General features: G+C 55.7%; 20 protein-coding genes. 5 read left to right on the top strand and 15 right to left on the bottom strand.

Annotation, left to right across the window (positions count from 1 at the left end; genetic code table 11):
* Positions 1-84: 84 nt before the first annotated feature.
* From glcD to B0D71_RS13645, 5 genes are read left to right on the top strand one after another with little or no spacing between them, the layout of a single operon-like run.
* Complete coding sequence (gene glcD, locus B0D71_RS13665; protein WP_103395209.1) at positions 85-1584, top strand: glycolate oxidase subunit GlcD; 1500 nt, start codon at positions 85-87, stop codon at positions 1582-1584.
* Positions 1584-2648: a glycolate oxidase subunit GlcE gene (gene glcE / locus B0D71_RS13660; RefSeq protein ID WP_103395208.1), complete on the top strand. Its 1065-nt coding sequence runs from the start codon at positions 1584-1586 to the stop codon at positions 2646-2648. The genes glcD and glcE overlap by 1 nt, the downstream gene beginning before the upstream one ends.
* A 3-nt stretch (positions 2649-2651) precedes the next feature.
* Positions 2652-3869: a glycolate oxidase subunit GlcF gene (gene glcF, locus B0D71_RS13655; protein ID WP_103395207.1), complete on the top strand. Its 1218-nt coding sequence runs from the start codon at positions 2652-2654 to the stop codon at positions 3867-3869.
* 16 nt (positions 3870-3885) lie between these two features.
* Positions 3886-4287 (top strand): heme-binding protein, encoded by a 402-nt coding sequence (locus B0D71_RS13650; protein WP_103395206.1) that lies wholly within the window; start codon positions 3886-3888, stop codon positions 4285-4287.
* A 22-nt stretch (positions 4288-4309) separates the two neighbouring features.
* Positions 4310-6508 carry a malate synthase G gene (locus tag B0D71_RS13645; RefSeq protein ID WP_420825133.1) on the top strand — a complete coding sequence of 733 codons (2199 nt, stop codon included), beginning with the start codon at positions 4310-4312 and terminating at the stop codon, positions 6506-6508.
* Between the two features lie 421 nt (positions 6509-6929).
* Here B0D71_RS13645 and B0D71_RS13640 read toward each other — a convergent pair whose 3' ends face one another.
* The 15 genes from B0D71_RS13640 to B0D71_RS13570 all read right to left on the bottom strand — a co-directional run bounded on the left by B0D71_RS13640 (position 6930) and on the right by B0D71_RS13570 (position 24983).
* Positions 6930-7865, bottom strand: a complete 936-nt coding sequence (locus B0D71_RS13640; protein WP_165798714.1) for a transposase — start codon at positions 7863-7865, stop codon at positions 6930-6932.
* 110 nt (positions 7866-7975) lie between these two features.
* Positions 7976-8341: a histone-like nucleoid-structuring protein, MvaT/MvaU family gene (locus tag B0D71_RS13635; protein ID WP_103395204.1), complete on the bottom strand. Its 366-nt coding sequence runs from the start codon at positions 8339-8341 to the stop codon at positions 7976-7978.
* 550 nt (positions 8342-8891) lie between these two features.
* On the bottom strand, positions 8892-9836 hold the full coding sequence (locus B0D71_RS13630; RefSeq protein ID WP_103395203.1) for an electron transfer flavoprotein subunit alpha/FixB family protein: 945 nt from the start codon (positions 9834-9836) through the stop codon (positions 8892-8894).
* 2 nt (positions 9837-9838) lie between these two features.
* Positions 9839-10588, bottom strand: a complete 750-nt coding sequence (locus tag B0D71_RS13625) for an electron transfer flavoprotein subunit beta/FixA family protein (protein WP_103395202.1) — start codon at positions 10586-10588, stop codon at positions 9839-9841.
* Positions 10589-10729: 141 nt separating this feature from the next.
* Positions 10730-12439 (bottom strand): FAD-binding protein, encoded by a 1710-nt coding sequence (locus tag B0D71_RS13620; protein ID WP_103395201.1) that lies wholly within the window; start codon positions 12437-12439, stop codon positions 10730-10732.
* 90 nt (positions 12440-12529) lie between these two features.
* Entirely contained in the window at positions 12530-13729 is a 1200-nt protein-coding gene (locus tag B0D71_RS13615; RefSeq protein WP_103395200.1) for a 3-ketosteroid-9-alpha-monooxygenase, oxygenase component, read from the bottom strand.
* 69 nt (positions 13730-13798) lie between these two features.
* Positions 13799-14350, bottom strand: a complete 552-nt coding sequence (locus B0D71_RS13610; RefSeq protein ID WP_103395199.1) for a hypothetical protein — start codon at positions 14348-14350, stop codon at positions 13799-13801.
* A 59-nt stretch (positions 14351-14409) separates the two neighbouring features.
* Positions 14410-15612 carry a flavin-dependent monooxygenase gene (locus B0D71_RS13605; protein WP_103395198.1) on the bottom strand — a complete coding sequence of 401 codons (1203 nt, stop codon included), beginning with the start codon at positions 15610-15612 and terminating at the stop codon, positions 14410-14412.
* Between the two features lie 82 nt (positions 15613-15694).
* Positions 15695-16582: a VOC family protein gene (locus B0D71_RS13600; protein ID WP_103395197.1), complete on the bottom strand. Its 888-nt coding sequence runs from the start codon at positions 16580-16582 to the stop codon at positions 15695-15697.
* A gap of 57 nt (positions 16583-16639) precedes the next feature.
* Positions 16640-17674 carry a ferredoxin--NADP reductase gene (locus tag B0D71_RS13595; protein WP_103395196.1) on the bottom strand — a complete coding sequence of 345 codons (1035 nt, stop codon included), beginning with the start codon at positions 17672-17674 and terminating at the stop codon, positions 16640-16642.
* Between the two features lie 83 nt (positions 17675-17757).
* Positions 17758-18609, bottom strand: a complete 852-nt coding sequence (locus B0D71_RS13590; protein ID WP_103395195.1) for an alpha/beta fold hydrolase — start codon at positions 18607-18609, stop codon at positions 17758-17760.
* Positions 18610-19009: 400 nt separating this feature from the next.
* A complete protein-coding gene (locus tag B0D71_RS13585; protein WP_103395194.1) occupies positions 19010-20254 on the bottom strand; it encodes a helix-turn-helix transcriptional regulator in 1245 nt (414 codons plus the stop codon).
* A gap of 63 nt (positions 20255-20317) precedes the next feature.
* On the bottom strand, positions 20318-21553 hold the full coding sequence (locus B0D71_RS13580; protein WP_103395268.1) for an NADH:flavin oxidoreductase: 1236 nt from the start codon (positions 21551-21553) through the stop codon (positions 20318-20320).
* A 13-nt stretch (positions 21554-21566) separates the two neighbouring features.
* Positions 21567-22343 (bottom strand): SDR family NAD(P)-dependent oxidoreductase, encoded by a 777-nt coding sequence (locus tag B0D71_RS13575; RefSeq protein ID WP_103395193.1) that lies wholly within the window; start codon positions 22341-22343, stop codon positions 21567-21569.
* Positions 22344-22445: 102 nt separating this feature from the next.
* Positions 22446-24983 carry an efflux RND transporter permease subunit gene (locus B0D71_RS13570; protein WP_103395192.1) on the bottom strand — a complete coding sequence of 846 codons (2538 nt, stop codon included), beginning with the start codon at positions 24981-24983 and terminating at the stop codon, positions 22446-22448.
* Positions 24984-24991: the final 8 nt, after the last annotated feature.

Below are 24991 nucleotides of genomic sequence, written 5' to 3'. Positions count from 1 at the left end.
TAAAACGCCTCAGGCCAATGATGCAAGCCAGCAGTGTCCGGAAACAGACCTCTAATAAAAACAAACGAGGGTCGTCACCCGAATATGAATATTCTTTACGATGAACGCTTTGACGGCGTCCTGCCTGACGTCGACAAAAACGCGCTATTGGTATCCCTGCAAACGCAAATGCCCGAGCTGGAAATCCTGCATCAGCAGGAAGAGCTCAAGCCATACGAATGCGACGGCCTCTCGGCCTACCGCACTACACCAATGCTGGTAGTGTTGCCACGGGAACTAGCCCAGGTTCAAGGCGTGCTGCGGGTGTGCCACGACAGGCAAGTTCCAGTAGTCGTCCGTGGCGCAGGAACCGGTTTATCTGGCGGAGCCTTGCCCTTGGAAAAAGGCGTGCTGCTGGTGATGGCGCGTTTCAACAACATCCTGGGCATCGACCCAGCCGCCCGTACCGCACGGGTTCAGCCCGGTGTGCGCAATCTGGCGATTTCCCAGGCAGCGGCACCCTTCGGCCTGTATTACGCGCCAGATCCCTCCTCGCAAATCGCCTGCTCCATCGGCGGCAACGTCGCCGAAAACGCCGGAGGCGTGCATTGCCTGAAGTACGGCCTGACCGTGCATAACGTCCTCAAGGTCGACATCCTTACCGTAGACGGCGAATCCCTAACCCTAGGTTCCAACGCACTCGATTCGCCGGGCCTTGATCTGCTGGCCCTTTTCACCGGCTCTGAAGGCATGCTCGGGGTGATCACCGAAGTGACAGTCAAGTTGCTGCCCAAACCGCAGACCGCCAAAGTACTGCTGGCAGCGTTCGACTCCGTGGAAAAGGCCGGCCGCGCGGTCGGCGACATCATAGCCGCCGGCATCATCCCCGGTGGCCTGGAGATGATGGATAACCTGGCCATTCGCGCAGCCGAAGACTTCATTCACGCCGGCTACCCGGTGGAGGCCGAAGCCATACTGCTGTGCGAGCTTGACGGCGTTGAAGCCGATGTCCATGACGACTGTGACCGTGTACGCCAGGTGCTGGTAATGGCCGGTGCCACTGAAGTGCGTCTAGCCAAGGATGAGGCCGAACGCGTGCGTTTCTGGGCCGGGCGCAAGAACGCCTTCCCCGCGGTAGGTCGCTTGTCCCCGGACTATTACTGCATGGATGGCACCATTCCGCGGCGCGAACTACCCGGCGTGCTGCAGGCCATCGCGCAACTGTCGGCCGAGTACGACCTGCGCGTGGCCAACGTGTTCCACGCCGGTGACGGCAATATGCATCCGCTGATTCTATTTGATGCCAATCAACCCGGCGAACTGGATCGCGCCGAAGCATTGGGCGGAAAAATTCTTGAGTTATGCGTAAAGGTCGGAGGCAGCATCACCGGGGAACATGGTGTCGGCCGCGAGAAGATCAACCAGATGTGCGCGCAGTTCAACAGCGACGAACTGACTCTGTTCCATGCGGTCAAGGCGGCCTTCGACCCTGGTGGTCTGCTCAATCCCGGCAAGAACATTCCAACGCTGCACCGGTGCGCCGAATTTGGTGCCATGCACGTCCATATGGGTCAGATGCCTTTCCCTGAACTGGAGCGTTTCTGATGCGCAGTGCACACGATACTGATAACAGTGACGCCCTACTAGAACAGGTCAATCGGGCGCTGCAAAACGCTACGCCGTTGCGTATCCAGGGCTCAAACAGCAAAGCGTTTCTTGGGCGCACGACAGTAGGAGAATTAATCGATACGCGCTCGCACCGCGGCATCGTCAGCTACGATCCGACCGAACTGGTGGTCACGGTGCGTTGTGGCACACCGTTGGCCGAGCTGGCGCAAGTGCTTGACGCCTCACAACAGATGCTGCCCTGTGAGCCGCCCGGTTTCGGAGACGGCGCTACTGTCGGCGGTATGATTGCCGCTGGCATTTCGGGGCCTCGTCGCCCATGGTCAGGATCAGTACGTGACTTCGTCCTGGGAACCCGGTTGATCACCGGCTATGGCAAGCACCTGCGCTTCGGTGGCGAGGTGATGAAGAACGTTGCTGGCTACGACCTGTCGCGCCTGATGGCCGGCAGTTACGGCTGCCTAGGGCTGATTACCGAAGTCTCGCTCAAAGTGCTGCCAAAACCCCGCAGATCCCTGAGCATCAGCCTGGAGATGGACATCGACCGCGCCTTGCTCCGCCTGGCGGAATGGGGCCAGCAACCGTTGCCGATCAGTGCTGCATGCCATGACGGTGAGCGTCTTCATTTGCGCCTAGAAGGCGGTGAAGGTTCGGTAGCGGCGGCCCAAGATCGCCTCGGTGGCGAACGGCTGGATGCTTCCTACTGGGCTGATCTCAACGAACATCGTCTGGAATTCTTCGGCCAGGATGAGCCGCTTTGGCGCCTATCTTTGCCTAACAACGTACCAAAGGTATCACTGCCCGGCAGGCAACTGATCGATTGGGGCGGAAGCCAGCGTTGGCTCAAATCCGATGCTCCAGATTCATTCATTCGCCAGGTGGTCGATGAAGTTGGCGGGCATGTCACCTGCTACAGCCATGGTTTGGCTGAGAGCCCATTCCAGCCGTTACCAAATGCCCTGTCGCGCGTCCACAGGAACCTGAAGAAACAACTCGATCCAAAGGGCATCTTCAATCCCGGACGCCTGTACGAGGAGCTTTGATCCATGCAGACCACTCTGAGTGAATTCGCAAGCCTGCTACCTCGCGCCGCTGAAGCTGAGCGCATCCTGCGTAGTTGTGTGCACTGCGGTTTTTGTAACGCCACCTGCCCAACCTACCAGTTGCTCGGCGATGAACTGGATGGGCCACGGGGCCGTATCTATTTGATCAAACAGGTACTGGAAGGCAACGATGTCACGCAAAAGACCCAGCAACACCTGGATCGCTGCTTATCTTGCCGGAACTGTGAAACCACCTGCCCTTCGGGGGTCGACTACCACAACCTGCTGGACATTGGCCGCGCAGTAGTTGATGCGGCAGTGCAGAGACCCCTGAGTCAGCGACTACTGCGTAAGGGTTTGCGCACCCTTGCTCCCAACCCTGGTCTATTCAAAGGGCTTGTTAGCAGCGGTCAGATGTTCCGAGCATTGTTGCCGAGCAATTTAGAAACAAAATTACCTAGAAACGCCAGTCCAGCCAAACAACGTCCGACTGCTATTCATGACAGACAGATGCTAATCCTCGAAGGTTGTGTTCAATCAAGCCTTTCGCCCAACACAAATGCCGCAGCCGTCCGGGTGCTTGATCAGCTAGGCATTAGCGTCACTTCAATCCAACAGGCTGTTTGCTGCGGAGCCGTGGACTATCACTTAGACGCACAAGCATCCGGGCTCAATCGTGCCCGTCGAAATATTGATGCTTGGTGGCCAAGCATTGAAAGTGGTGCTGAGGCGATTGTGCAAACTGCAAGCGGATGCGGCGCGTTCATCAAAGAATATGCCCACCTTCTCAGTACCGATCCAGCGTATGCCTACAAGGCCAAAATAGTTAGCTCACTGGCCAAGGACTTGGTTGAGGTGTTGCGCGACGAGCCACTGGAGCAGCTCGGAATAAAAAGCGCTCAACGCCTAGCATTCCATTGTCCATGCACCTTGCAGCACGCACAAAAGCTCGGTGGCGCGGTTGAAGCACTACTGGGACGCCTTGGATTCAACCTTACGACCGTTCCCGACAGCCACTTGTGCTGCGGCTCAGCGGGCACCTACTCACTGACCCAACCCGAACTTTCCCGGCAGTTGCGTGACAACAAACTCAACGCATTGGAAAGCGGAAATCCCGAAGTCATTGTCACCGCAAACATTGGCTGTCAGACCCACCTAGATGGCGCGGGACGTACCCCTGTCCGGCACTGGATCGAACTGGTCGAATCCTCGTTGCCCTGAGCCCTGGAGATTTTCTATGAAAAGCAAAGCCGTATTGAGTCAGGTCGAAATCGGCCAAATCCTCAGCGCTGCAGGCGCCGAAGCACAAAACAACAAATGGGCAGTGACCATCGCAATAGTCGATGACGGGGGCCACCCCTTGGCTCTCGAACGCTTCGACGGGTGCGCCCCGATCAGCGCGTACATAGCGACCGAAAAAGCGCGAACAGCGGCACTGGGGCGACGCGAATCCAAAGGCTATGAAGAGATGGTCAACGGTGGGCGACAAGCCTTTTTGTCAGCGCCATTGCTTACCTCCCTCGAAGGTGGAGTGCCGATTATGGTCGATGGCCAGGTTGTCGGAGCTGTCGGGGTATCCGGGGTAAAAGCCGAGCAAGATGCTCAAGTAGCAAAGGCCGGTGCGCAGTGCTTGAGCTGAATACAACACCTTAAATACTCGAATGATGGAGACGCAAAAAGTGATCGACTTTGTGAACTGCCAAGGCCTTAAGGTCGCCCCTGTCCTGCAAAGCTTTGTGGATTCGCAGGTACTGCCAGGTACTGGACTCTCCCCTCAAGAGTTTTGGAGTGGCTTTGCCAACTTAGTGCATGAGCTCGCCCCCATGAACAGGGCGTTATTGGCTGAGCGTGATCGTTTGCAACTCGAGCTGGATACTTGGCACCGAACCAATCCAGGGCCAGTGGCAGACATGCCTGCATACCAAAAATTCTTAACTGGTATCGGGTATCTGCAACCACAACCTGGCGAGGTGAAGGTCACCACTAGCAACGTTGACACAGAAGTCAGTGTGCAAGCCGGGCCACAACTCGTCGTCCCGGCCGTCAATGCCCGCTATGCCCTAAATGCCGCCAATGCACGCTGGGGTTCACTCTACGACGCACTCTACGGTACAGACGTAATCCCTCAAGAAGATGGTGCTATACCGAACGGGACTTACAATCCAGTGCGGGGAGCCAAGGTCATTGCTTTTGCGCGTGCATTTCTTGATAAGGCATTTCCTTTGCGCGACGGCTCTCATAGCGGGGTAACTCAATATCAGATTGAAGGCGGGACACTGCGAGCCACCTTGAAAGATGGTACCCACACGAGCTTCTCGAACATTACACAGTATATTGGTTATCAGGGCCAGCCCGCGTCCCCAATAGCCATATTGCTCAAAAACAACGATCTGCATGTTGAGTTACAAATCGACAGGCAAAGCATCATCGGCCAAGGCGATGATGCTGGTGTTAAAGATCTACTGATCGAGGCAGCACTCTCCACCATCATCGATTGTGAAGACTCAGTGGCCGCAGTCGACGCCGAGGATAAGGTGCAGGTTTACAGCAACTGGCTAGGTTTGATGAAGGGGGATCTCTCGGAAAATCTAGAAAAAAATGGTGTGACCATCACACGACGCTTGAATCCAGATCGGGAGTACATTGCGGCAGATGGCACCCCCTTGAAACTACCTGGACGTTCGTTGCTGTTCATCCGCAACGTCGGGCATCTGATGACGTGCCCTGCCATTCTTGATAATGGCGGACTGGAAATTCCAGAGGGAATTCTGGATGGCGTTATCACCAGCTTGATTGCCCTCCATGATTTGCAGCGTAGGGGCAACTCGAGAGCTGGCAGCGTCTACATCGTTAAACCAAAAATGCACGGCCCAGCCGAAGTGGCTTTCGCTGACCAATTGTTTTGCCGAATAGAGGATCTGCTAAAGCTCCCACGCCATACGCTAAAAATTGGCATCATGGATGAAGAACGGCGTACCAGCGTTAACCTCAAAGCCTGCATTGCAGCAGCATCCTCGCGGGTAGCGTTTATCAATACCGGCTTTCTGGATCGTACCGGCGACGAGATGCACACATCTATGGAAGCGGGTGCAATGCTGCGCAAAGGTGACATGAAAAATACCCCATGGATCGAAGCTTACGAACTCAATAACGTACTGGTTGGTCTTGACTGCAACCTGCGCGGCCGAGCTCAGATTGGTAAAGGTATGTGGGCCATGCCGGATCGGATGGCTGACATGTTGAAACAGAAAATCGATCACCCGAAAGCTGGTGCGAACACAGCTTGGGTGCCGTCTCCTACCGCTGCCACAATTCACGCACTTCACTACCATCAGATCAATGTGAGAGCTGTCCAAGAGTCTCTTGAAGGCACAGACTTCAGTGAAGTCAGACAGACCCTTTTAGACGGATTGCTCAGCGTACCCGTCGCCACCGACAAATCATGGTCGACCGATGAGATACACCAGGAAGTCGAAAACAATGCACAAGGTTTGTTGGGTTACGTGGTGCGTTGGGTAGAACAAGGCATTGGATGTTCAAAGGTTCCCGATATTCATAACGTGGGCTTGATGGAAGATCGCGCAACCCTGCGCATTTCCAGTCAACACATGGCTAATTGGTTGCGGCATGGAGTGATCACTGAGGAACAGACTTTGGAAATCTTGCAACGGATGGCCCACGTCGTCGATGAGCAAAATGTGGGGGATCCACACTACACTCCGATGGCTCCAAATTTCGATAAGTCCTTAGCGTTTCAAGCGGCTCGTGATCTGGTGTTCAAAGGGCAAACCCAACCCAACGGCTATACCGAACCTCTACTGCATAAATTCCGGCTCAAATTCAAGCAACTGAGGGCTTAAATCGACGCACAACAAAAAAGAGGCGAATGCCTCTTTTTTGTTGTGCGAGTACAGACTTCAGTCTCTGATGAGGTAACCATCAGGCTCAATTGTTGACCAGTAAATCAAGTTGGTCATAGAGTAATTTAGCCACGTTGTAGCCATTCGCTTGCTGCTGTGCTCGGCAGCCCGTTATTCGTTGCCGACGGTGTGCCCTTTACAGCGCGCAAGGATGTCCGAACGATGTTAATGGTTGGCGGCCTCGGAGTGGCAGGCCCGCTGATTGAAGGCACTGATTCACACCAAACCAGATACCCTGACCTCCTTCAAAAAAAGGCCCTTCTCAGACTGTGTGAAAACGCACTGAAGGCCAGCCCAACAAACGCCCCGACTTGTTCGGGGCGTTTGTTTTTGTGCGAGCGACAGACGAAAAAAAGGCCTTTCAGCCCATTAGCGTCATCAATTGGCGGGCCCCGAGCAAACTAATCGCACGTTTTAGGTTGTAGGCATTCACTGCCAGGGCCATTTCCGCTCTCGCTCCCTCCAGTTGGCGCAGCAGGAAGCGAGCGTTGCCAAACACCCATTGCTTCAGGTTGCCGAAGGGGTGCTCAACGATAGATCTTCGGCTGGCCATCATCTGCGGACGGGCCAGCATTCGTTGCTCCATTCGCTCAAAGGCTTCCTCATGGGCGTGGCGTGAGACATAGCGGCGTTGGGCGCCAGTGCATTGGGATTTGAGCGGGCAGGCAGCGCAGTCGCTGACATTTGCCTGATAGATCCGATCACCCTTGTTGCGTTGCTTGAGCGTTAACCACTTGCCCGCCGGGCACTGGTAGCGATCTTGTTGGGGGTCGTAGGCAAAGTCTTTTCGCTCAAAGAGTGGCTCTTCCTGACTGCCTGGATTGAGGTTCATATGGCGCCGCGAGGAAGCGATCGCCTGAAACTTGCTGCCATCGATGGCCACCAAGTCTCCTGCGATCAGCCCGGCGGTGCGGCAAAACCGGACGAAGGCCCGGCACGTCGCCACAAAGGCCGGTTTGTTGTTTTTGCGAAAGTCGGCAATGGTCTTGAAGTCGGGCTTGAGTCGGTTGATCAACCACATCACTTCGATGTTGCGCTGGCACTCGGCTTCGAGCCGCCGCGATGAGCGGATCCGCTGAAAATAGCCGTAGAGGTAGAGTTTAAGCTGATCGGCAGGATCATAAGAGGGGCGACCTGTGCTTTTGGGCAGCGCTTTATCAAAGCCCAGTTGCACCAGATCCAACTTGGCGACGTACAGGTCAATAACCCGAACGAGGTGATCCTCGGGGATCAGTTCTTCCAGCGAGACCGGAAACAGACTGGTCTGGCTGCGGGACTCTCCTTGGATGTAAGCCATAACGAAAAATGCTCCGTATCTTTCGATACGGAGCATTTTCTTTGAGCCGTGCGCAGATTGCTAGGTTTTCACACAGTCTGTCGCAGGCCTTTTTTGTACTCAAACCAAATTCACTTGGTCAGCCAGGACTCAACGGTCGAGGAGCCGTGTTCTGCTTTCCATTCTTTCAGGCCTTTGTGATTCCCACCTTTGGTTTCGATGAGCTCGCCAGTGTGCGGATTTTTGTAAATCTTCACTTGGCGTGGCTTACGCGTACCGGTTTTGGAATCGACGGCTGGAGCACGACGGCTCGCTTGCGGATCAAGCAGGTTGATCACATTCGGCAGGCTATAGCCGTACTCTGCCAGCAAAGCGCGCAGCTTCGATTCGAATTCGATTTCTTTTTTGAGGCCCGCGTCGCCTTTCAGCGCCTCGAGGGCTTGGAGTTGTTCGGCCAGGTGCTTTTCGAGTTGGCGGAATTCGGCGAGTTTTGACATGTAGAGCCTCTATGTTTGGATAGATACGAAGAGCACCGAACTAAACTGCTCTTTCCTCGATAAAGCTTAGTATCTTACAAAACCCTGGTAGTCGCTACGTAGCAGCTCCCAGGGCACTGGCAACCATCATCGTCCGACGCATCGCCGGAGTTTCTTATGGCCCTGGCGATTCCTTCGTCATCGGTAAGGGATTTCAAATCACTTGGGAGAATCTTACGCAGGTACGAAAAGTATTTTTCATCTTGGGCTGAGGCCCTTGATCCCGCGCGACACATCGAAAAATTTACATCAGGGACAAACCACTATGTCTATGTCATGAATTACAAATGGGTAATGCTTGCAAGTGGCAGGATTAATGGAACGAAGTGACGAAAGCTCATCGAAGTGTCCAATGGTGGCAGCACGAAAAAGAAATCGATTGTCGTTATAAAGCGAAACGACGAATCCTTCATCCGCTAGCTTGTATATAAGGACTCCCTCAGCAGAAGGTCTCGACGGGGCTTGAACGGAGATTCGATCATCATAGTCACCTCGTCGCCTATAGCACCGTTTACAACATCTTTTCAAACTCTGGCACGGCTTCGAACAGATCATCCACCAGACCGTAATCGGCCACCTGGAAGATCGGCGCTTCTTCGTCCTTGTTGATCGCAACGATCACCTTGGAGTCTTTCATGCCGGCCAGGTGCTGGATCGCGCCAGAGATACCGACGGCGATGTACAGCTGTGGCGCAACGATCTTACCGGTCTGACCGACCTGCATGTCGTTCGGAACAAAACCTGCGTCGACCGCGGCGCGCGATGCTCCGACGGCAGCGCCCAGCTTGTCGGCCAAGGCGTACAGGTGTTTGAAGTTGTCACCGTTCTGCATGCCGCGACCGCCGGAAACGACGATTTTGGCAGCGGTCAGTTCCGGACGATCGGACTTGGCCAGTTCTTCACCGACGAAGCTGGAGGTGCCCGCGTCGTGAGCAGCAGAGACCGCTTCAACCGCGGCAGAACCGCCTTCAGCTGCCACCGGATCGAAACCGGTCGCTCGCACGGTGATCACTTTCACGGCAGCCGACGATTGTACGGTAGCGATGGCGTTACCGGCATAGATCGGACGCTTGAAGGTGTCAGCGCTTTCGACCGAGATGATCTCGGAGATCTGGTCAACGTCCAGTGCAGCGGCAACGCGCGGCAGGATGTTTTTGCCGTTGGAAGTAGCGGCAGCCAGGATGTGGCTGTAGCCCGCAGCCCCTGCTTCTTGGGCAAGAGCTGCTACCTGCGGAGCGACGTTTTCCGGCAGCTGGTGCGCGTAGGCAGCGTTGTCAGCTACCAATACTTTGCTCACGCCAGCGATTTTCGCAGCGGCTTCAGCCACGGCACCCACACCCTGGCCAGCGACCAGAACGTGGATGTCGCTACCGATTTTGGCGGCAGCAGCCACGGTGTTCAGGGTGGCCGGGGCCACTGCTTTGCCGTCGTGTTCAGCGATTACCAAGATAGTCATGATTAGATTACCTTCGCTTCGTTTTTCAGTTTCTCGACCAGTTCAGCCACCGACTTGACCTTGATACCCGCGCTGCGTGCAGCCGGCGCTTCGACTTTCAAGGTTTTGTTGGTGGAGGCGGTGGAAACGCCCAAAGCATCCGGAGTCAGCACTTCGAGAGGCTTCTTCTTGGCTTTCATGATGTTTGGCAGAGACGCGTAGCGCGGCTCGTTCAAACGCAGGTCGGTGGTGACGATGGCCGGCAGTTTCAGGGAAACCGTCTGCGCGCCGCCGTCGACTTCACGGGTTACAGCTACGCTGTCGCCGCTGACTTCGACTTTCGAAGCGAACGTGCCCTGACCGTAACCGCTCAATGCAGCGAGCATCTGGCCAGTCTGGTTGTTGTCGCTGTCGATGGCCTGTTTGCCAAGGATCACCAGCTGAGGCTGTTCCTTGTCGACAACAGCTTTCAACAGTTTGGCAACAGCCAGGGAAGTCAGGTCTTCGGCGGACTCGACGAGGATGGCGCGGTCGGCACCCAGAGCCAGCGCAGTGCGCAGTTGCTCTTGAGCGGTGGACGGGCCTACGGAGACGACGACGATTTCAGTCGCAACACCCTTCTCTTTCAGGCGTACGGCTTCTTCCACGGCGATCTCGCAGAACGGGTTCATCGACATCTTGACGTTGGCAAGATCGACGCCGGAATTGTCCGCCTTGACGCGGACCTTGACGTTGTAATCCACAACGCGTTTTACAGAAACCAGTACTTTCATCGTTTCCTCATAGCTGACTGACTGGACAGCCCTTGAAGGGCTGAGTTGTTGGAATCCACTTACGACATTGGTCAGGCTGAAACCAGCGGAGAAACATATTTTCGGGCCACCCCCGGCGCGATACCGTCGAGACACTCGAAACTAGCAACTGGCGTGCAGCGCGGCCCGACGCCCGGAGAACACACAATCAGCCGCAGAAAGCCCACTGACATACAAATTTGACGGCAAGCCAATCGCGGTTCTACCAGCCGCATAGAGTCCAACAATCGGGGAACCATCGGCACGTAAAACCTGTCCGCTTTGCTCGTTCACCCGCAGCCCTCCTACCGACATGGCGGGGCAGGGAAACATCTTGCTGGAAGGAGAAACGTCCACGGCATAAAAAGGTCCCTCTCGCAGGGCGTTACACTCTGAGCGACTCTTGCCGAACTCATCGGCCTCCAGTCCATCCGCCCCTCGGTTGTAGCGGGCGACAGTTTCAGTCAGGGCAGCCTCGGGAATTTTCAATTTTTTCGCCAACGCCCCCAATGTGCGGCCCTTGCGGACCTGGAAGAGCAACGCGAGCACCAGCGGAATGCGCATGAAAGGGAACAGGTTGTCGAGCACTACCTCACGCCAGGAGCCGCGATATAGTGCGCGATCAAGGAGGATGTAGCCCTCACCGGACTGATGTTCATTCATGGCCAAACCAATGGCTGCGCCATACAGCTCTTCATTGACATAGCGCTGCCCCCTGGAGTTGATCAGGATGCCTTTGGGCCACTGCGAGGGCGGATTGATAAATCGCCAACTGCTCATCCGCTCCATCAGTGCCGCTGCCCCCCCTACGCTCTGCCCCAATCGGATGCCACTGCCGTTATCACCACCTGGGGACCCCATGGCCATACTGGTAACGTACTTGGGCGCATGACTTTCGACCATCTGGCGGTTCCAGATGAACCCCCCTGCGCTCAGGCAAACGCCTCGATACGCGCGGATGCGAAAATGTTTTCCATGCTCGCGTTGCAGCTCATCAGCCTTGCGCCAAAACTGTTGAGCCTTACGTTCAAGCCGCGCGAACCCTGGCATTGATGTTGGCAGTTTCTGGAGGATCTTCCGGGCTTTCTCCTGGGCTTCGGCATAAGCCACAAAGTGCGGTGATTCGGGTGCTATTCGGATCACTGAGACGCCCAATACGTCACCGTCGACCGACACGATCAGTCGGCGTGCTTCAGTGCGTGGCCAAAATTCGACGCCCAACGCAGCCGCCCGGGCCTGCAATGGCTCAGTCAAATGTATGCCGAATCCAACCGACTGATTGGACGGCTCATGCCAATACTTGTGCCCTCGGGGTGCCGGCTTGGCGATGGCCGCGTGTGTGGCCGCCAACGCGCTGTCTGAGTGATATAAAAAACTGCCGGCGGGTGGATAAAAGGTTTTTTTCGGATAGTAGGTGCTATCGAAACGAACCCCATGACCGACCAGCCAATCCAGATCTGCTGAGCTACCCGCGCAGAACCGATTGAGTGTCTGCGGGCTCACCACGTCCTGGGTTTCTATGCGTAGATATTTGTACATCTCCTCTGCGGTATCCTCCACCCCCGCCTGACGCTGGATGGAGGTGCCGCCACCGGCGTAGAAGATACCGCCATTCATCGCCGTCGCTCCCCCCCCGCCAAACGCGTCCACCGCGAGAACCTGCAAGCCCATTTCTGCAGCCTGGAGTGCCGCACTCACACCAGCCCCACCATAACCAACCACCGCAAAATCCGTGGTGAAATCCCACTCCACATCCTCGGAGTTCTCGACTCGCTCTGGCGACTCGACCTTGCTAAACCATTGCGGCGAATCGGGCCCAAACTCAAGTGACATACTGAACCTCCGTGAAGCTGAATTGCAGATGACTCATATGCGTACAGGAGGTACTGCGTCATCGTTGAGCGACGCAGTACTCAACTCGAATCACGCGTTTGCGTTTTCAGCAGCCTCGCGAGCCTCTTGAGCGATCTTCTCTGCCGCTTGTTGGTCCCACACTGGCAACGCATGGCGAGTATCGGTTTCAGCTTCGAAGCGGTTGATCATCTCGGGCTTGATTTCCGCCACGTCGACAAAGAACTGCTGGTACCAACGGCGCAGTTGATAGAGCGGACCATCACTGTCGCACAGCAGTGGGTTGTCGATGCGCGCCTTGGTCTTCCAGATGGCCACGTCCTGCAGAGTGCCTATGCGCAGGATCTCGTTCACCATCGCCGCGCGCGCTGCATTTTTTTCGGCATCAAGATCAGCACGCTTACGGGTGATAAAGCCCATGTGAAGGACGAACTTGTTTGCATTCACCGGATAGTGAGCAAGGATTTCATAGGTCTCGACAGGATCATCGCCAGTGAAATTCACCATCAGCCGTGACACAAGGTAAGACGGCCCATGGTAGGTCGTCTCACCGCGCGACATACAGGCCAGGTCGCCAATATCGCCGGTGTAGGTCGCATCCTTCTGATAGCTGGAATGTTCGGTTTGCGGACCGGTTTCCAGGTACTGCGTCGCAAAGTTACCTTCAAAGACGTTCTTGAAATAGGTACTGCCGCCACCTTTACCGTACCCATGTATATAGAAAAAGTGCGCAACGTCTACCAGGTTGTCGACCAGCTCTCGGCTGTTGGTATTGACTGCTTCAGTTGTCCATGACCAGTCAGTCCAGCCATCACTAAACGCGCCCTCCAAACGAGGAATGATCACATCCGTTGGCGGCGGGTTTCCTTCGGGGTCGTGCCAAACAAACAGTTGCTTGTTCTCTTCACAGGTAATGAAGCTCTGCGTGCGAGCGCGAGGCGGAACTCGCTTGGCATACGGAATCGCCGCACATTTGCCGTCACCCGCCCAACGCCAGTCGTGGAATGGGCAGGCTATGTTATCGCCCTTGACGGTACCCTCCCCCAGGTTTCCGCCCAGGTGCGGGCAAAACGCATTAAGTACGTTGAGTTTCTTGCTGTGCTCACCCTCAAAGACGACCAGTTGGGTACCGAAAGCTTCGAGGGTGTGCGGCTTGCCGTCTCTGAACTGATCGCTCAGTCCCAGGCAGTGCCAACCGCGAGCAAAACGCTCACTCAGGTCGCTGACAATGATGTGCGCTTTCTCAGCCGGGCTATTGACCAGATTACTCATACAAACCTCCATTCTATTTTTGTTTTTTTCAGGCCACTGACAATGCGCATCGCCCACTGTCATGTTGTTTCAGGTAGTACAGACGTCTGGATTTGTCAGGGCGAGGCCGCTGCGCAAATGCGGGGCATCAAGCAGATTGATTTGCGCCAGGATCTCAACCAGCTCAGCGTCGAGCGGTCGTCGCAGCTGTAGCGCAATCCAGCCTTCCACCCACTGCAATGCCGCTCGCTCAACCAGATCGAGCGCCGTGGCGGCGTCGACACAGACATGCAGCTCACAATCGTTACCGTCACAGGCAGACAGGCGGAATGAGACGTGCCAATTAACACCATCGCTGCTGAGCTTGCGGCCAGATACTCGGTCAAGACTCAGTTCTTGCGAGAGCCATTGGGCGATACCCAAACGCATTGCACGCTGCACTTCGTCGGCGAAGAAAATCCCGTCTTGCGGATTGAGGACATAGCCGACCGGTACGCCCACCAAGGTTTCCTCCAGAACGAGCTGCTTTTGCGCACCAAAGTCCAAAAAGACCGAGCACTCCAAGCACCCCGACACCTGCCCCTCAACGGTACGAATAACCTTGAGCTTCTGAGCACCCTTCGCGGGATAAGGAACGGACATACACGCCTCCAGTACAAGTCACTATGAGGCCGTCGGCGTGTCGCCGACGACCCGAAGCATTACAGGAAGAAGTCCAGGCTCTGCTGCCCCATCTGCACCTTCGCCCAGTTGGCACCGAACATCTGGAACTGGTTTGCGGCATGCTGGCGCCCGACATTGATATCCGCCAGGAAACGACCATAGGGATTGGTCGTGAATACCGCTGCGCCACCGGCGGCCTTGAACAGACGGGAGGCCAGAAGCGAAATCCGCTCCGGCGCAAAACTCGCCTGGAAGCGATACTTCACACGCTCTTCGATAGGCGGAGCCTCCCCACGTTCGGCATAACCCTCCAGCGCATCGAAGTTGCGCTTGAGCACAAGGGACAACTCATCGATCGCATTGGCCGTTTCTGCAATGATCAGTTGAACGGACGGGTCTTCGTTGGTTTTGGCGCCCATGACATTGACCCGGACTTTGGCGGTCTCCAGGAAGCAGTCGAGCATGCCGCGCAACGCACCAATCGCCGCAGTGGAAACCGCCCGACTGAACACCTGCCCGAAAGGCATCCGGTAGAGCGCCGCGGTATTCCACTGGTTACCTGGGCTGTTACAGGTGAAACCGTCGTACATCTTGTGGGTGCGATGCTCCGGGACGAAAACCTCGTTGATGACAATGTCCTTGCTGCCGGTGCCTTTCAGGCCCGCGGTATGCCAGGTGTCGACGATTTCGTAGTCTTTGCGCGGAATCAGCCAGGTCCGCGCATCAATCGGCTGACCTTCAGGCTGCTGCACCAAACCACCAAGAAACACCCACTCGCAATGATCGCAGCCGCTGGAGTAGCCCCAACGCCCGCTGAACAGGAAACCACCCTCGACAGGAGTGGCACGACCGGTCGGCATGTAAGAAGACGAAATCAGGGTCGAGGAGTCCTTGCTCCACACTTCCTGAGCGGCCCGATCATCGAACAGCGCCATCTGCCAGGCATGCACAGCCACCACCGAATAGACCCAACCAACTGACATATCACCCTCGGCGAGCGCCATGACCACGTCGTAGAACACCTTGGGACTCAGCTCGTACCCACCATAGCGCTTGGGCTGCAGGATGCGGAACAGGCCCGCCGCCTGAAGATCATTGATGGTTTCTTGCGGTAAACTTCTGCGCTCGTCACCCAACACAGCGCGTTGACGCAGTATTGGGATCAGGGCGCGTGCGCGGCTGATCAACTCTTCGCCGCTCGGGATGTCCATTGCTGGCTGTTTCATTTCGACTGTTTGCATGGTTCTTGTCTTCCGAAGTAGTGAAACCAATTTTCTGCAGGTCACCAACAAGCGCCCCGCCCTTCAGGATTCCGGGAGCGAGCTACCGCCCAGGCGGCGGCGCCCATTGATGCCCCCAATGGCTGCCCCGGGTAGTTTCGAAAACCGAGTGGTCTCCTTCCCAATCCTTGACCACACCACCGCAGCCGAACTCAAGAGCAAAGCCACCGGGTGTCCACACATAGAACGAGACCATATCGTCATTGACATGACGGCCAAGGGTGCTCGCGAGCGGTACGTTATGCGCGGAGACACGGTCAAGCGCACGTCCCACGTCGTCCAGGCCGGGCACCTCCAACATGATGTGGACACAGCCACTCGGTTGAGGTATTTCCGCCAAGGCGAGGCTGTGCTGGCGAGGGTTGCAGTGCATGAAATGAATGCGTGCACGATGCTCGGGAGACAACTGCGCATGCAGGATGTCGGAGAGCCCAAAGCCACACACATCTCGCCAGAAGCTCAATGAGGCATCGAAGTTCATCGACGGAAGTACCACATGCCCCATCCCCATGTTGCCGGTGACAAAGCGCTCCACGCCGACAGGCGACACGAACGGCGCGAAGTCGGAGATCGGGCCCCATATCACTTCCTGTCGGTTTCCAGACGGGTCGACGAAGGAAAAGAGGCCGGTGACTTTGCGTAACCCACGATCAAGTGGAGTTGACTCAATGATCTCGACACCGGCCCTGGCAACCGTTTCTTTTACGGCGAGGAACTGTTCCTCAGAGGTCGTTTCCCAGCCCGAGGCATAAAGCCCGTCGCGGGCACCGGGAACCACCAGAATTCGATAATGGCGGCCATCCGCCTTCAGATAGATTGCGCCGTCCTCTGCCGGCAGTTCGGCCAGGCCGATGATCTGCGTACCGAAGAATCGCCATTTTTCGACATCGGTGGATTCGACTACCACGTATGCCAGTTGATTGATGCTCATCTCCATCCCCCTTCGGGCTTTTTGTTGTCCTGATAGTTGCTAACGCGAGGGCCGCCATCAGCCGTCAAAACTGATCGAAACTTTGTCACTGACTGCACGCGCCTGACAGGCAAGCACCCATCCTTGCGCTAGATCTTCTCGACCCAGAACTTCGTTGTGCCGCATGCTCACTTCGCCCTCGCTGACTCGACACATGCAGGCGCTGCAACGGCCTTCGCGGCAGGAAAAAGGCGCCATCACCCCCGCGCCTAGCATGGCGTCCAACAAATCAATGCCCGGCGCCCAAGACAGTGTGTGAGTGACCCCGTCGAGCTGAGCGTTGAGTTCAATGCCAGGTGCGTCATAGTTAGCATTGACTGGAACATCTGCTAGCACACCTGGATCGTTGTTCAAGGACACGAAACGCTCGACATGAATGCGCGTACGGTCGACTTTCAAATCGATAAGCGCCTGTTCCACTGCGCCCATGAAAGGGCCGGGGCCACACACAAAAGCATGTGAATCAATATGCGCAGAACAAAGACTGCCCAGTTGTTCAAGAGTGGGACGCCCTTGCACTGACTCCAGCCAATGCATGACCGTCAATCGTCGCGGAAAGGCCTGTGCCAGTTGCAACAGTTCGTCGCGGAAAATCACCGACTGCTCGTCGCGATTCGCATAAAACAGGAACACACGACCACTGCCTTGCCGCAGGCTCGACTTGAGAATCGACATCACCGGCGTAATGCCGCTGCCACCCGCGAACAGGAGGAAATCCACGTCCAATGAAGATGGGCAAAACACCCCCGCCGGCGCCAAGACTTCCAGCTCATCGCCTACACGCACGTTGTCGCACACCCAGTTGGAGCCCAACCCATCCTGCACACGCTTGACTGTCACCTTGAGCGCACCATCAGCCACAGGCGAACTCGCTAGGGAGTAACAACGCGCGACTGGTTTGTCCTGAGTAGGTATACGTAAAGTCAGAAACTGACCGGGCTTGTAAGCGAAAGCTTTGCTGTCTCCTGGATCGGCAAACACAATCGACTTGCTGTCGTGCGTTTCCTGGATGACGTCTGCAACCCGCAGCAGGTGATAAAGGGATTTCGACATAGCCATAACTCTTGCGAAAACAAAGGAGTCACACTCCACCTGGTACTCGCTGGTGATTCACCCGTGCCACGAGCACCCCCTGCTCAACCGAGAAAATTCAGCACTTCGTGATTGAAGTAGTCAGGCTCTTCAAGCATGAACCAGTGCCCGGAGCGAGTTGAAATCACCACCCGTGCCTCGTTTACCAACGCCGCTACGATCAGCGCGTGGCGAACCGGCAAGAAGTTGTCCTTCTGTCCCCACAGGCACAGCACCGGCATATTCAGTTCCGATAGTCGATCAGCGAATACTTCGACCTTGATGGTGCTGAAAACGGCTGGGGGCTGCTCCAGCCAGACAGGAAGACGTGAATCGATCACTTCGTCAGTGATCGTCGCTGGCGAGGCCACGATGTGATGTAGCAGCTCACGAAAAGAGTCCCTATCGGTCTTACGCGCCTGGACAAATGCGCCCATGCAACGCAGTCCACTCATCTGCCCCGCCCATAGCGCGGGTTCCTCCACACCACCTGGGCCCATGACCACCAGTTTGGCGACCTGATCGGCGTAAGTGAGTCCATACTGGAAGGCGACTGCGCCCCCCAAGGAGTTGCCGACCAGCACGGCACGTACCACATTTTTTTTCTGCAGTAGCTCGCGCAGTACCTCGACATGCAGGCTGGAGGTGTATTCGATATCGTCTGGTTTGTCGGACAGTCCATAGCCCAGGAAGTCGGGAATCAGGACGTGAAAGCCCTGTTCGGCAAAGAACGGAAAGTTCAGATGGAAATTGCTATAGCCGCTGGCACCCGGCCCACTACCATGTAGAAAAACCAAAGTGGGCCGATCAGCGCGAGGCTTGCCTACTTCGTGGTAGTGCAGACGGTAAGTATCTTGGACATCAAGAAACTGGCCAACCGGGATCGGCGAAGACGAGACAGCAGGTTGCGAGGACATAACCGTTCTCCACGTGTTGTTATGTCCTGAATATGAGGCTTCGTTATTGGCCCTGCATGCTCAACATAGATTAGGCGTTCAACTTGAATGCAGACAAAAGGACGAACGCGCGATCATGGGGAAATACCGCTGGCAGCCGCATCCACCTGCAGGTGAACCACTAGGTGCTGCTTCAGCCCGATCAACAGTGGTCTTCGGCAAATAGAAGAGAACGCAGGACAAGCGTGCGCCAGGTGCATTGAGATCGAATAGCGGGCAAGAGCTAGGCCTAGGGCAACCAGCGTGCTGGCTGGTGGCCCTATTGCACATCCCCGTCTGTTGGCTCAGTTCCCGACCAGATGCCGGGACGCATTCGAGCGGAAGAAGAACTTTTGCGCATCATCTAACAACGGGGAGCACGTCAGTCGACGGGGCTCAGACTGGAAAGACCAATGACACCGTTCAGCACGATCCTGACCAACTCTGCTTGTCGAGTGACACCGGCCTTGGCAAAGATTGAGCGTAAATGAGTGCGGGCGGTATTGAGGCGTATCCCCAGCAACTCGGCGGCCTCATCAAGTGCAAGTCCCTTCGCCAACTCCATTGTCAACGTTGCCTCTGCCGGGGTGAAGTCGAACACTTGGCGCAGGATCTCTCGAGGCGCGGTTGTCTGGGCATCCGGATCACAAATGAATATCACCCAGGCGGGACGGCATTTTCCCTCGGACTCCGCACGCAGTGGAATACTTCTGGCTACTAACCCGAATTTGCGTTTACCGGAGGGGCGGGAGATAGACATCACTTGAGCGGTTGTACCCGCTGAAGAAATCAGATCGTGCAGAATGCTTCGCTCCGTCTTGTAGTGCGCTTCCAGTCCACCAGCGACTAACTTGAGGCCATCCTCCTCATCAAGCATGGTTTGGGCAACCTGATTACAACGCAGCAGATGCTGGCGCTCATCCAGAACAATCGCACCGATGTGAAGCCGATTGAGCGCCCCTTCATAAAGCTCGCTTTGAGTCTCATGACGCTCCAGATGAGCCGCCAGACTGAGCGCTTGCGCGAAATGCGGAATCAGTGCACGCAAGCGCAATTTGTCTTCCTCGGTGAATGCCGGCTGATCGGGCAAGCGATACAAGCGGAGGCGACAGACCGTACCATTCTTGGACACTATATTGACGCCTAGCCCATGACGAACACCGCCTTCCCCGATAAAGCGTTTGTAGAATTCAGAGTTCAGCCAAGTGCTCGCCCCCAGGTACTCATCGATTGTCAGGACCTGATCAATGGGTAATTCAAGAAACGGATCCAGGGTCCAATAATGCGCCCGGTACGCATGCTCGATTTCGGGATTACGCGGGTGACAGACCAGGAATCCCAAGTCCGTACTGGTCGATGGTCGAATAACGATGATTGCTGATGCGCGCATGTACGCGGCCAGGTGACAAGAGGTGTCCCGCCATGGCTCACTGGAGAGCAGACTCTGATAGATCGAAAGCGTCACTCTGTTCTGGTCAACACACCCCAAAGCGGCCTCCTGGGCTTTGTCTCGCGCGAAAAGTTCCGGTAGACCAGGCCGCGAAACAGTAGCAGGTTGTGTGTTCAGAACAGCGGCCAAACCAGATTTCAGTAAGTTTCCCGCGCACGACTTCTTCATTGCATGCATGAAATCACCTCTTATTCTTCTCATTATCAGCAGGTGTTTAATTACGCCTATCTCATCAGTTGGTCAATCTGCCGCGAACGCCTTGCTGAGCAGCGGATCATTAGGTCCATTGAACACGCAACGCACTCCGTTGGGGTCATAGATCCCCATTACGCATCGGTTGCAGCTGTTACAGCCTGACTGGGTGAGCATCCCACTTGCCAGCTTGTTGACGAACGACGGATCGTAAATAAGGGCTCTTGCCAGCGCTATGCCTTCAAAACCCTCATCGATAACCTGTTGCGCCGTCGCCAATGACTTTACGCCGCCGACCAGGGCCAGAGGCATGCGTACCGCTCGACGCACTTGGCGCGCATGCTCCAGGAAGTAAAGTTCACGAAATTTCAGGTCCTTGGGTTGTTTAAAACTCAAAGCCCAGGGCCCTAAACGTGCCATCCCCTTGGCATGAATTTTCATATCGTCAATTGGCATGGGGCTGCCAAACAGAGCCCACGGGCTATACATGTTGTGCCCGCCGCTCAAGGTGAGGATGTCCGCCCCCTCATACTCCAGAATCTTCGCTGTAACTGCGGCTTGCCCGGCATCGATGCCGCCGCGCGCAGCATCGGTCTGATTGAGCTTGCACCCCACCGCCATCCGACCACCTACTGCATCTTTGACTCGATGAAGTACCAGGGCAGGAAAACGGCTGCGACTCTCCGTACTGCCACCGTATTGATCACGGCGGCGATTGCTCAATGGCGACAAGAACTGGTTCAGCAGGTAGCCGTGGCCCATGTGAATTTCAACCGCATCGAATCCTGCCTCCCTGGCCAGGAGCGCCGCTTGTGCAAACTCCGCAGCGACCTTGTTCATATCCGATTCGCGCATAGCGCGCTGGAACCAAATGCCATTCAGAAAGCCAAAGGCATTGAAACCTGATGACGCTGTCCGCGGATAGCCGCTCTCAGCGCGCAGCATGGTGAAAGAGCCACCATGGGTGATCTGCAGACAAGCAGCGGCGCCCTCGGCATGCACGGCGTCGGTCAACACCCGCAGATGCGGTAACACCTCTCGAGACATATGAAACTGATGCCGGAATGTTCGCCCCTCTGGCGACACCGCCCCATAAGCGACGGTTGTCATGCCCACGCCTCCAGCAGCAACCTCTCTGTGGTGCTTGACCAGTGCCTTGGTCGGCACTCCGTCCGGTGTCATTCCCTCGTTGGCCCCGGCCTTGATAAATCGATTACGCAAAGTAATCGGGCCAACCTTAAGTGGTGAGAATGGAGAGGTCTTCCCGATATCGGAAATCGTCATACTGAACGCTCCCTCAGCCGTGGGTGCCACCATCAATTCGCAGTATCGCGCCATTTACGAACGCACCATCCTCAGATGCCAACATCGCGATCACCGCTGCGACTTCTTGAGGCTCGCCCAACTGCCGGTCAGGACGGGTAAGGTGCCCGTACAAAGTGAAATCCGTTCCCTCGGGAAAACCATTGGCCTGGGCGGCGACCATCGGCGTTCCAATTCCTCCTGGGGCAATGGCGTTCACTCGTACACCACGGTTGATGTACTCGCGCGAAAGTGCCTGTGTCAGCGCGGCCACACCGCCCTTGCTTGCCGAATAGGCCGCCATATACGCATGCCCGAAGAATGCCGATGTAGAAGCGGCGTTGACGATGTTGCCCCTGCTCTGCAACAGATAAGGCAGAGCTTCTCGGCAGCACAGGAACGTACCGCCCAGGTTGATTTGGACAATCTGCATAAACGCTTCAAAGGAGGTGTCGGTGGTATGGGTGGAGCGCAGGATGCCAGCCATATTGACCAATGCATCCAACCGCCCCTGCTCTCGTACAAAACCCTGAACTGCCTCACGAACCTCTTGCTCATCGGTCACCGAAACCTGTGCCGATAACGCTACACCACCATAACCAGCCAGGGCATTAGCCTCGTCCAGAGTCTCTGCGAGCCCTTCAGCATTACGGTCGACTGCAAGCACGGTGCCGCCTTCACAGACCAGGCGAATGACCGCTGCTCGTCCAATGCCGGATGCCCCACCTGTGACAATGATTTTTTTGTTCTGAAAGCGAGATGCAAAAGTCATGATTGAAGTCCTTATTATTTGAGTTAAGTCGTTATCAGGTAATTCAGTGCCCAGGGTGCAAAGGAACGCAGGTGCACTCGCCACGCTCCAGTCGCCTAATCGCTAAATGTTAGTTGCTGAGGCCGGTGCATCAGTGCGCTTGGCAGCCCTGTTTGAGCTTGCGGTCTGTTCATCGCTGTAATCGGCCACAGCCTGCTCTTGCACAGGTGTCCGGACGCGTGTTTCTCCACGCAGCAAGAAGTGGGACAGTGCCGGGATTAACACAAGCGAGCCGAGCATGTTCCAGAGGAACATGAAGGTCAGCAGGATCCCCATGTCGGCCTGGAACTTGATGGGTGAAAATACCCATGTCAACACGCCGGTGGCCAGTGTCAGGCCGACCAAGGCAACCACTTTGCCGGTAAACATCAACGCACCGCTGTAAGCCTCTTCCAGGCTGGCACCGCGACGTTGCAGTGTTAACTGGACACTGAGTAAGTACAACGCGTAGTCGACGCCTGCACCAACGCCCAACGCAATGACTGGCAGCGTGGCGACTTTGACACCAATGCCCATGAACACCATCAGTGCCTCGCACAACAGCGAGGTTATAACCAACGGGATCAGAGCCACTAACACAGCACGCCAGCTACGGAATGAGATCAGGCACAACACTACGACCGATGCATAGAGCAACAGCAGGACCGTCAGGTTTGCGTCGGCAACCACTAGGTTTGTAGCTGCCTCAATCCCCGCTGGGCCTGCCGCCAGGAGGAACTGTCGGTCTTCGGTATTATGTTGCGCAGCAAACGCCTGAACGGCGCTGACAACACCGTTTAACGTGCCGGCACGATGGTCTGCAAGGTATGCGATTACCGGAGAAACGGAGCAGCTGAAATTGCTGAGTTCAGGCGATTGCAAGGCGGCGTACTGAGAAGCCTGTGCAGAGACTTCATCTTGACGTGGGATACTCATCCACTTGGGATTCGCCTCACCGTAACTTGAGTTGATAAATCGTACCGAACTGGACAGGCTCGCGACCGTTTGCACTCCTGGTACATCCCGGAGCATCTGTGTTAAGCGATCAATCTCGGTCAGGGTTTCGAAAGTGGAACAGGCACCCGGCTTGGTCTTGACGATCACGGCGAACTGATCGGTGGAGCGACCAAAGCTCTGATTGAAAAACACCACGTCCTGGTTGTAGCGCGATCCCGGGCGCAGCTCCGGCGCGCCGGCATCCAGATCTCCGATCTGCAAGCCACTACGCACCATAAATGCGCCAACGCCGACCGCCAATGCCAACACCACCAGCACCCGAGCATAGGACGGGCTGGTGCACTTAATAAGGAACGTGCCAACAGCCTTGTAGAACGGGTTGCTTTTGCTCCCCGCCGCAAGCTCGGATTCGTTGCGCACACTTCGACGTGCAGCCGATCGGCTGACCCCTAAATAGGACAACATCACCGGCACCATAATCAGCTGTGTGAAGATAAGTACGCAAACACCGATGCTGGTAGTAATCGCCAAGTCGCGAATCACCGGAATATCAATCACCATCAGTACGGCAAAGCCAAAAACATTCGCCAACAGTGCCGAGAGCCCGGCGACGAACAACCGGCGAAAGGTATAGCGCGCAGCCACATATTTGTGAGTGCCGCGGCCGATATCCTGCATGATTCCATTCATCTTTTGCGCGCCATGGGACATGCCAATCGCGAAGATGAGGAACGGCACCAGAATGGAGTACGGATCGATATCGTAACCCAGCAGTTGCATCAAACCGAGCAACCAGACCACGCTACTTAATGAAGCCACCAACAGTAACAAGGTGCTGCGGATACAACGCGTGTAACCGAAGATAATCACGGCGGCGATGAGGGCTGAGATGGCGAAAAAACCCATGACCTGTGTCAAGCCGGAAATCAAATCACCGATCAGCTTCGCGAACCCAATGATGTGTACGCGTACTTTCAACTGGCCGTCCGGTCCGGGTACTTCGTACTGACCACGAATATCTTTTTCCAGAAAGTCTGCGAATTGTTGGTAAACCAAAGGGGCGCCAGTCGCCGGATCCTTATCCAGCAGTGGCACCAGGATTACCGAAGAGCGCATATCCAAAGAGACAAGGTCACCGACGAGATTTGCACGCAGAACATTCAGCTGCAGCTCTTGCAATTTGGCCGGGGAACCATCGTAGCCATTGGGCATGACCGGCCCACCTTCCATGCCGACTTCGTTGATTTCACTCCACCGTACAGAAGGCATCCACAATGAGCGCATCCATGCCCGATCAACGCCAGGCGCCAGATTGATTTTGTCGTTGATCTCCTGCAACGCCTGCAGATAGGCTGGGTCATAGATAGTGCCGCGCGGGTTTTCAACCATTACCCGCACAGAGTTACCCAATGCCGCGAGATCTGTTTTGTTGTTCAGGTAGTTGCGGATGAACTCATGAGAGCTCGGCATCATTCGTTCAAAGCTTGCGTTCACTTGTAGTTGCGTCGCCTTGTATCCCAGCAACACTGTCAAAACGGTACACAACAGAATAAAGAGAAGTCTGTTGTTGAAAATCAGACGTTCGATAAAACTTCCAGAACGGACGTCGAATTGCTGCCGATCTTCGAGAACAGGTGTTGCGTTGTTTTCCACGGAGGTGGCCATCTTATTAT

Source organism: Pseudomonas laurylsulfativorans (assembly GCF_002906155.1).
Lineage (GTDB): Bacteria > Pseudomonadota > Gammaproteobacteria > Pseudomonadales > Pseudomonadaceae > Aquipseudomonas > Aquipseudomonas laurylsulfativorans.
This window is presented reverse-complemented; position numbering and strand designations above follow the sequence as displayed.

Bases quoted from the DNA above. Each gene is read 5' to 3' on its own strand.
- glcF (WP_103395207.1), top strand. From the start codon at position 2,652: ATGCAGACCACTCTGAGTGAATTCGCAAGCCTGCTACCTCGCGCCGCT.
- B0D71_RS13580 (WP_103395268.1), bottom strand. From the start codon at position 21,553: ATGACGATTTCCGATATCGGGAAGACCTCTCCATTCTCACCACTTAAG.
- B0D71_RS13600 (WP_103395197.1), bottom strand. From the start codon at position 16,582: ATGAGCATCAATCAACTGGCATACGTGGTAGTCGAATCCACCGATGTC.
- B0D71_RS13620 (WP_103395201.1), bottom strand. From the start codon at position 12,439: ATGTCACTTGAGTTTGGGCCCGATTCGCCGCAATGGTTTAGCAAGGTC.
- B0D71_RS13625 (WP_103395202.1), bottom strand. From the start codon at position 10,588: ATGAAAGTACTGGTTTCTGTAAAACGCGTTGTGGATTACAACGTCAAG.
- B0D71_RS13575 (WP_103395193.1), bottom strand. From the start codon at position 22,343: ATGACTTTTGCATCTCGCTTTCAGAACAAAAAAATCATTGTCACAGGT.
- B0D71_RS13640 (WP_165798714.1), bottom strand. From the start codon at position 7,865: ATGGCTTACATCCAAGGAGAGTCCCGCAGCCAGACCAGTCTGTTTCCG.
- B0D71_RS13650 (WP_103395206.1), top strand. From the start codon at position 3,886: ATGAAAAGCAAAGCCGTATTGAGTCAGGTCGAAATCGGCCAAATCCTC.
- B0D71_RS13630 (WP_103395203.1), bottom strand. From the start codon at position 9,836: ATGACTATCTTGGTAATCGCTGAACACGACGGCAAAGCAGTGGCCCCG.
- B0D71_RS13645 (WP_420825133.1), top strand. From the start codon at position 4,310: ATGATGGAGACGCAAAAAGTGATCGACTTTGTGAACTGCCAAGGCCTT.
- B0D71_RS13590 (WP_103395195.1), bottom strand. From the start codon at position 18,609: ATGTCCTCGCAACCTGCTGTCTCGTCTTCGCCGATCCCGGTTGGCCAG.
- B0D71_RS13585 (WP_103395194.1), bottom strand. From the start codon at position 20,254: ATGCATGCAATGAAGAAGTCGTGCGCGGGAAACTTACTGAAATCTGGT.
- B0D71_RS13615 (WP_103395200.1), bottom strand. From the start codon at position 13,729: ATGAGTAATCTGGTCAATAGCCCGGCTGAGAAAGCGCACATCATTGTC.
- glcE (WP_103395208.1), top strand. From the start codon at position 1,584: ATGCGCAGTGCACACGATACTGATAACAGTGACGCCCTACTAGAACAG.
- B0D71_RS13635 (WP_103395204.1), bottom strand. From the start codon at position 8,341: ATGTCAAAACTCGCCGAATTCCGCCAACTCGAAAAGCACCTGGCCGAA.
- B0D71_RS13595 (WP_103395196.1), bottom strand. From the start codon at position 17,674: ATGTCGAAATCCCTTTATCACCTGCTGCGGGTTGCAGACGTCATCCAG.
- glcD (WP_103395209.1), top strand. From the start codon at position 85: ATGAATATTCTTTACGATGAACGCTTTGACGGCGTCCTGCCTGACGTC.
- B0D71_RS13570 (WP_103395192.1), bottom strand. From the start codon at position 24,983: ATGGCCACCTCCGTGGAAAACAACGCAACACCTGTTCTCGAAGATCGG.
- B0D71_RS13605 (WP_103395198.1), bottom strand. From the start codon at position 15,612: ATGCAAACAGTCGAAATGAAACAGCCAGCAATGGACATCCCGAGCGGC.
- B0D71_RS13610 (WP_103395199.1), bottom strand. From the start codon at position 14,350: ATGTCCGTTCCTTATCCCGCGAAGGGTGCTCAGAAGCTCAAGGTTATT.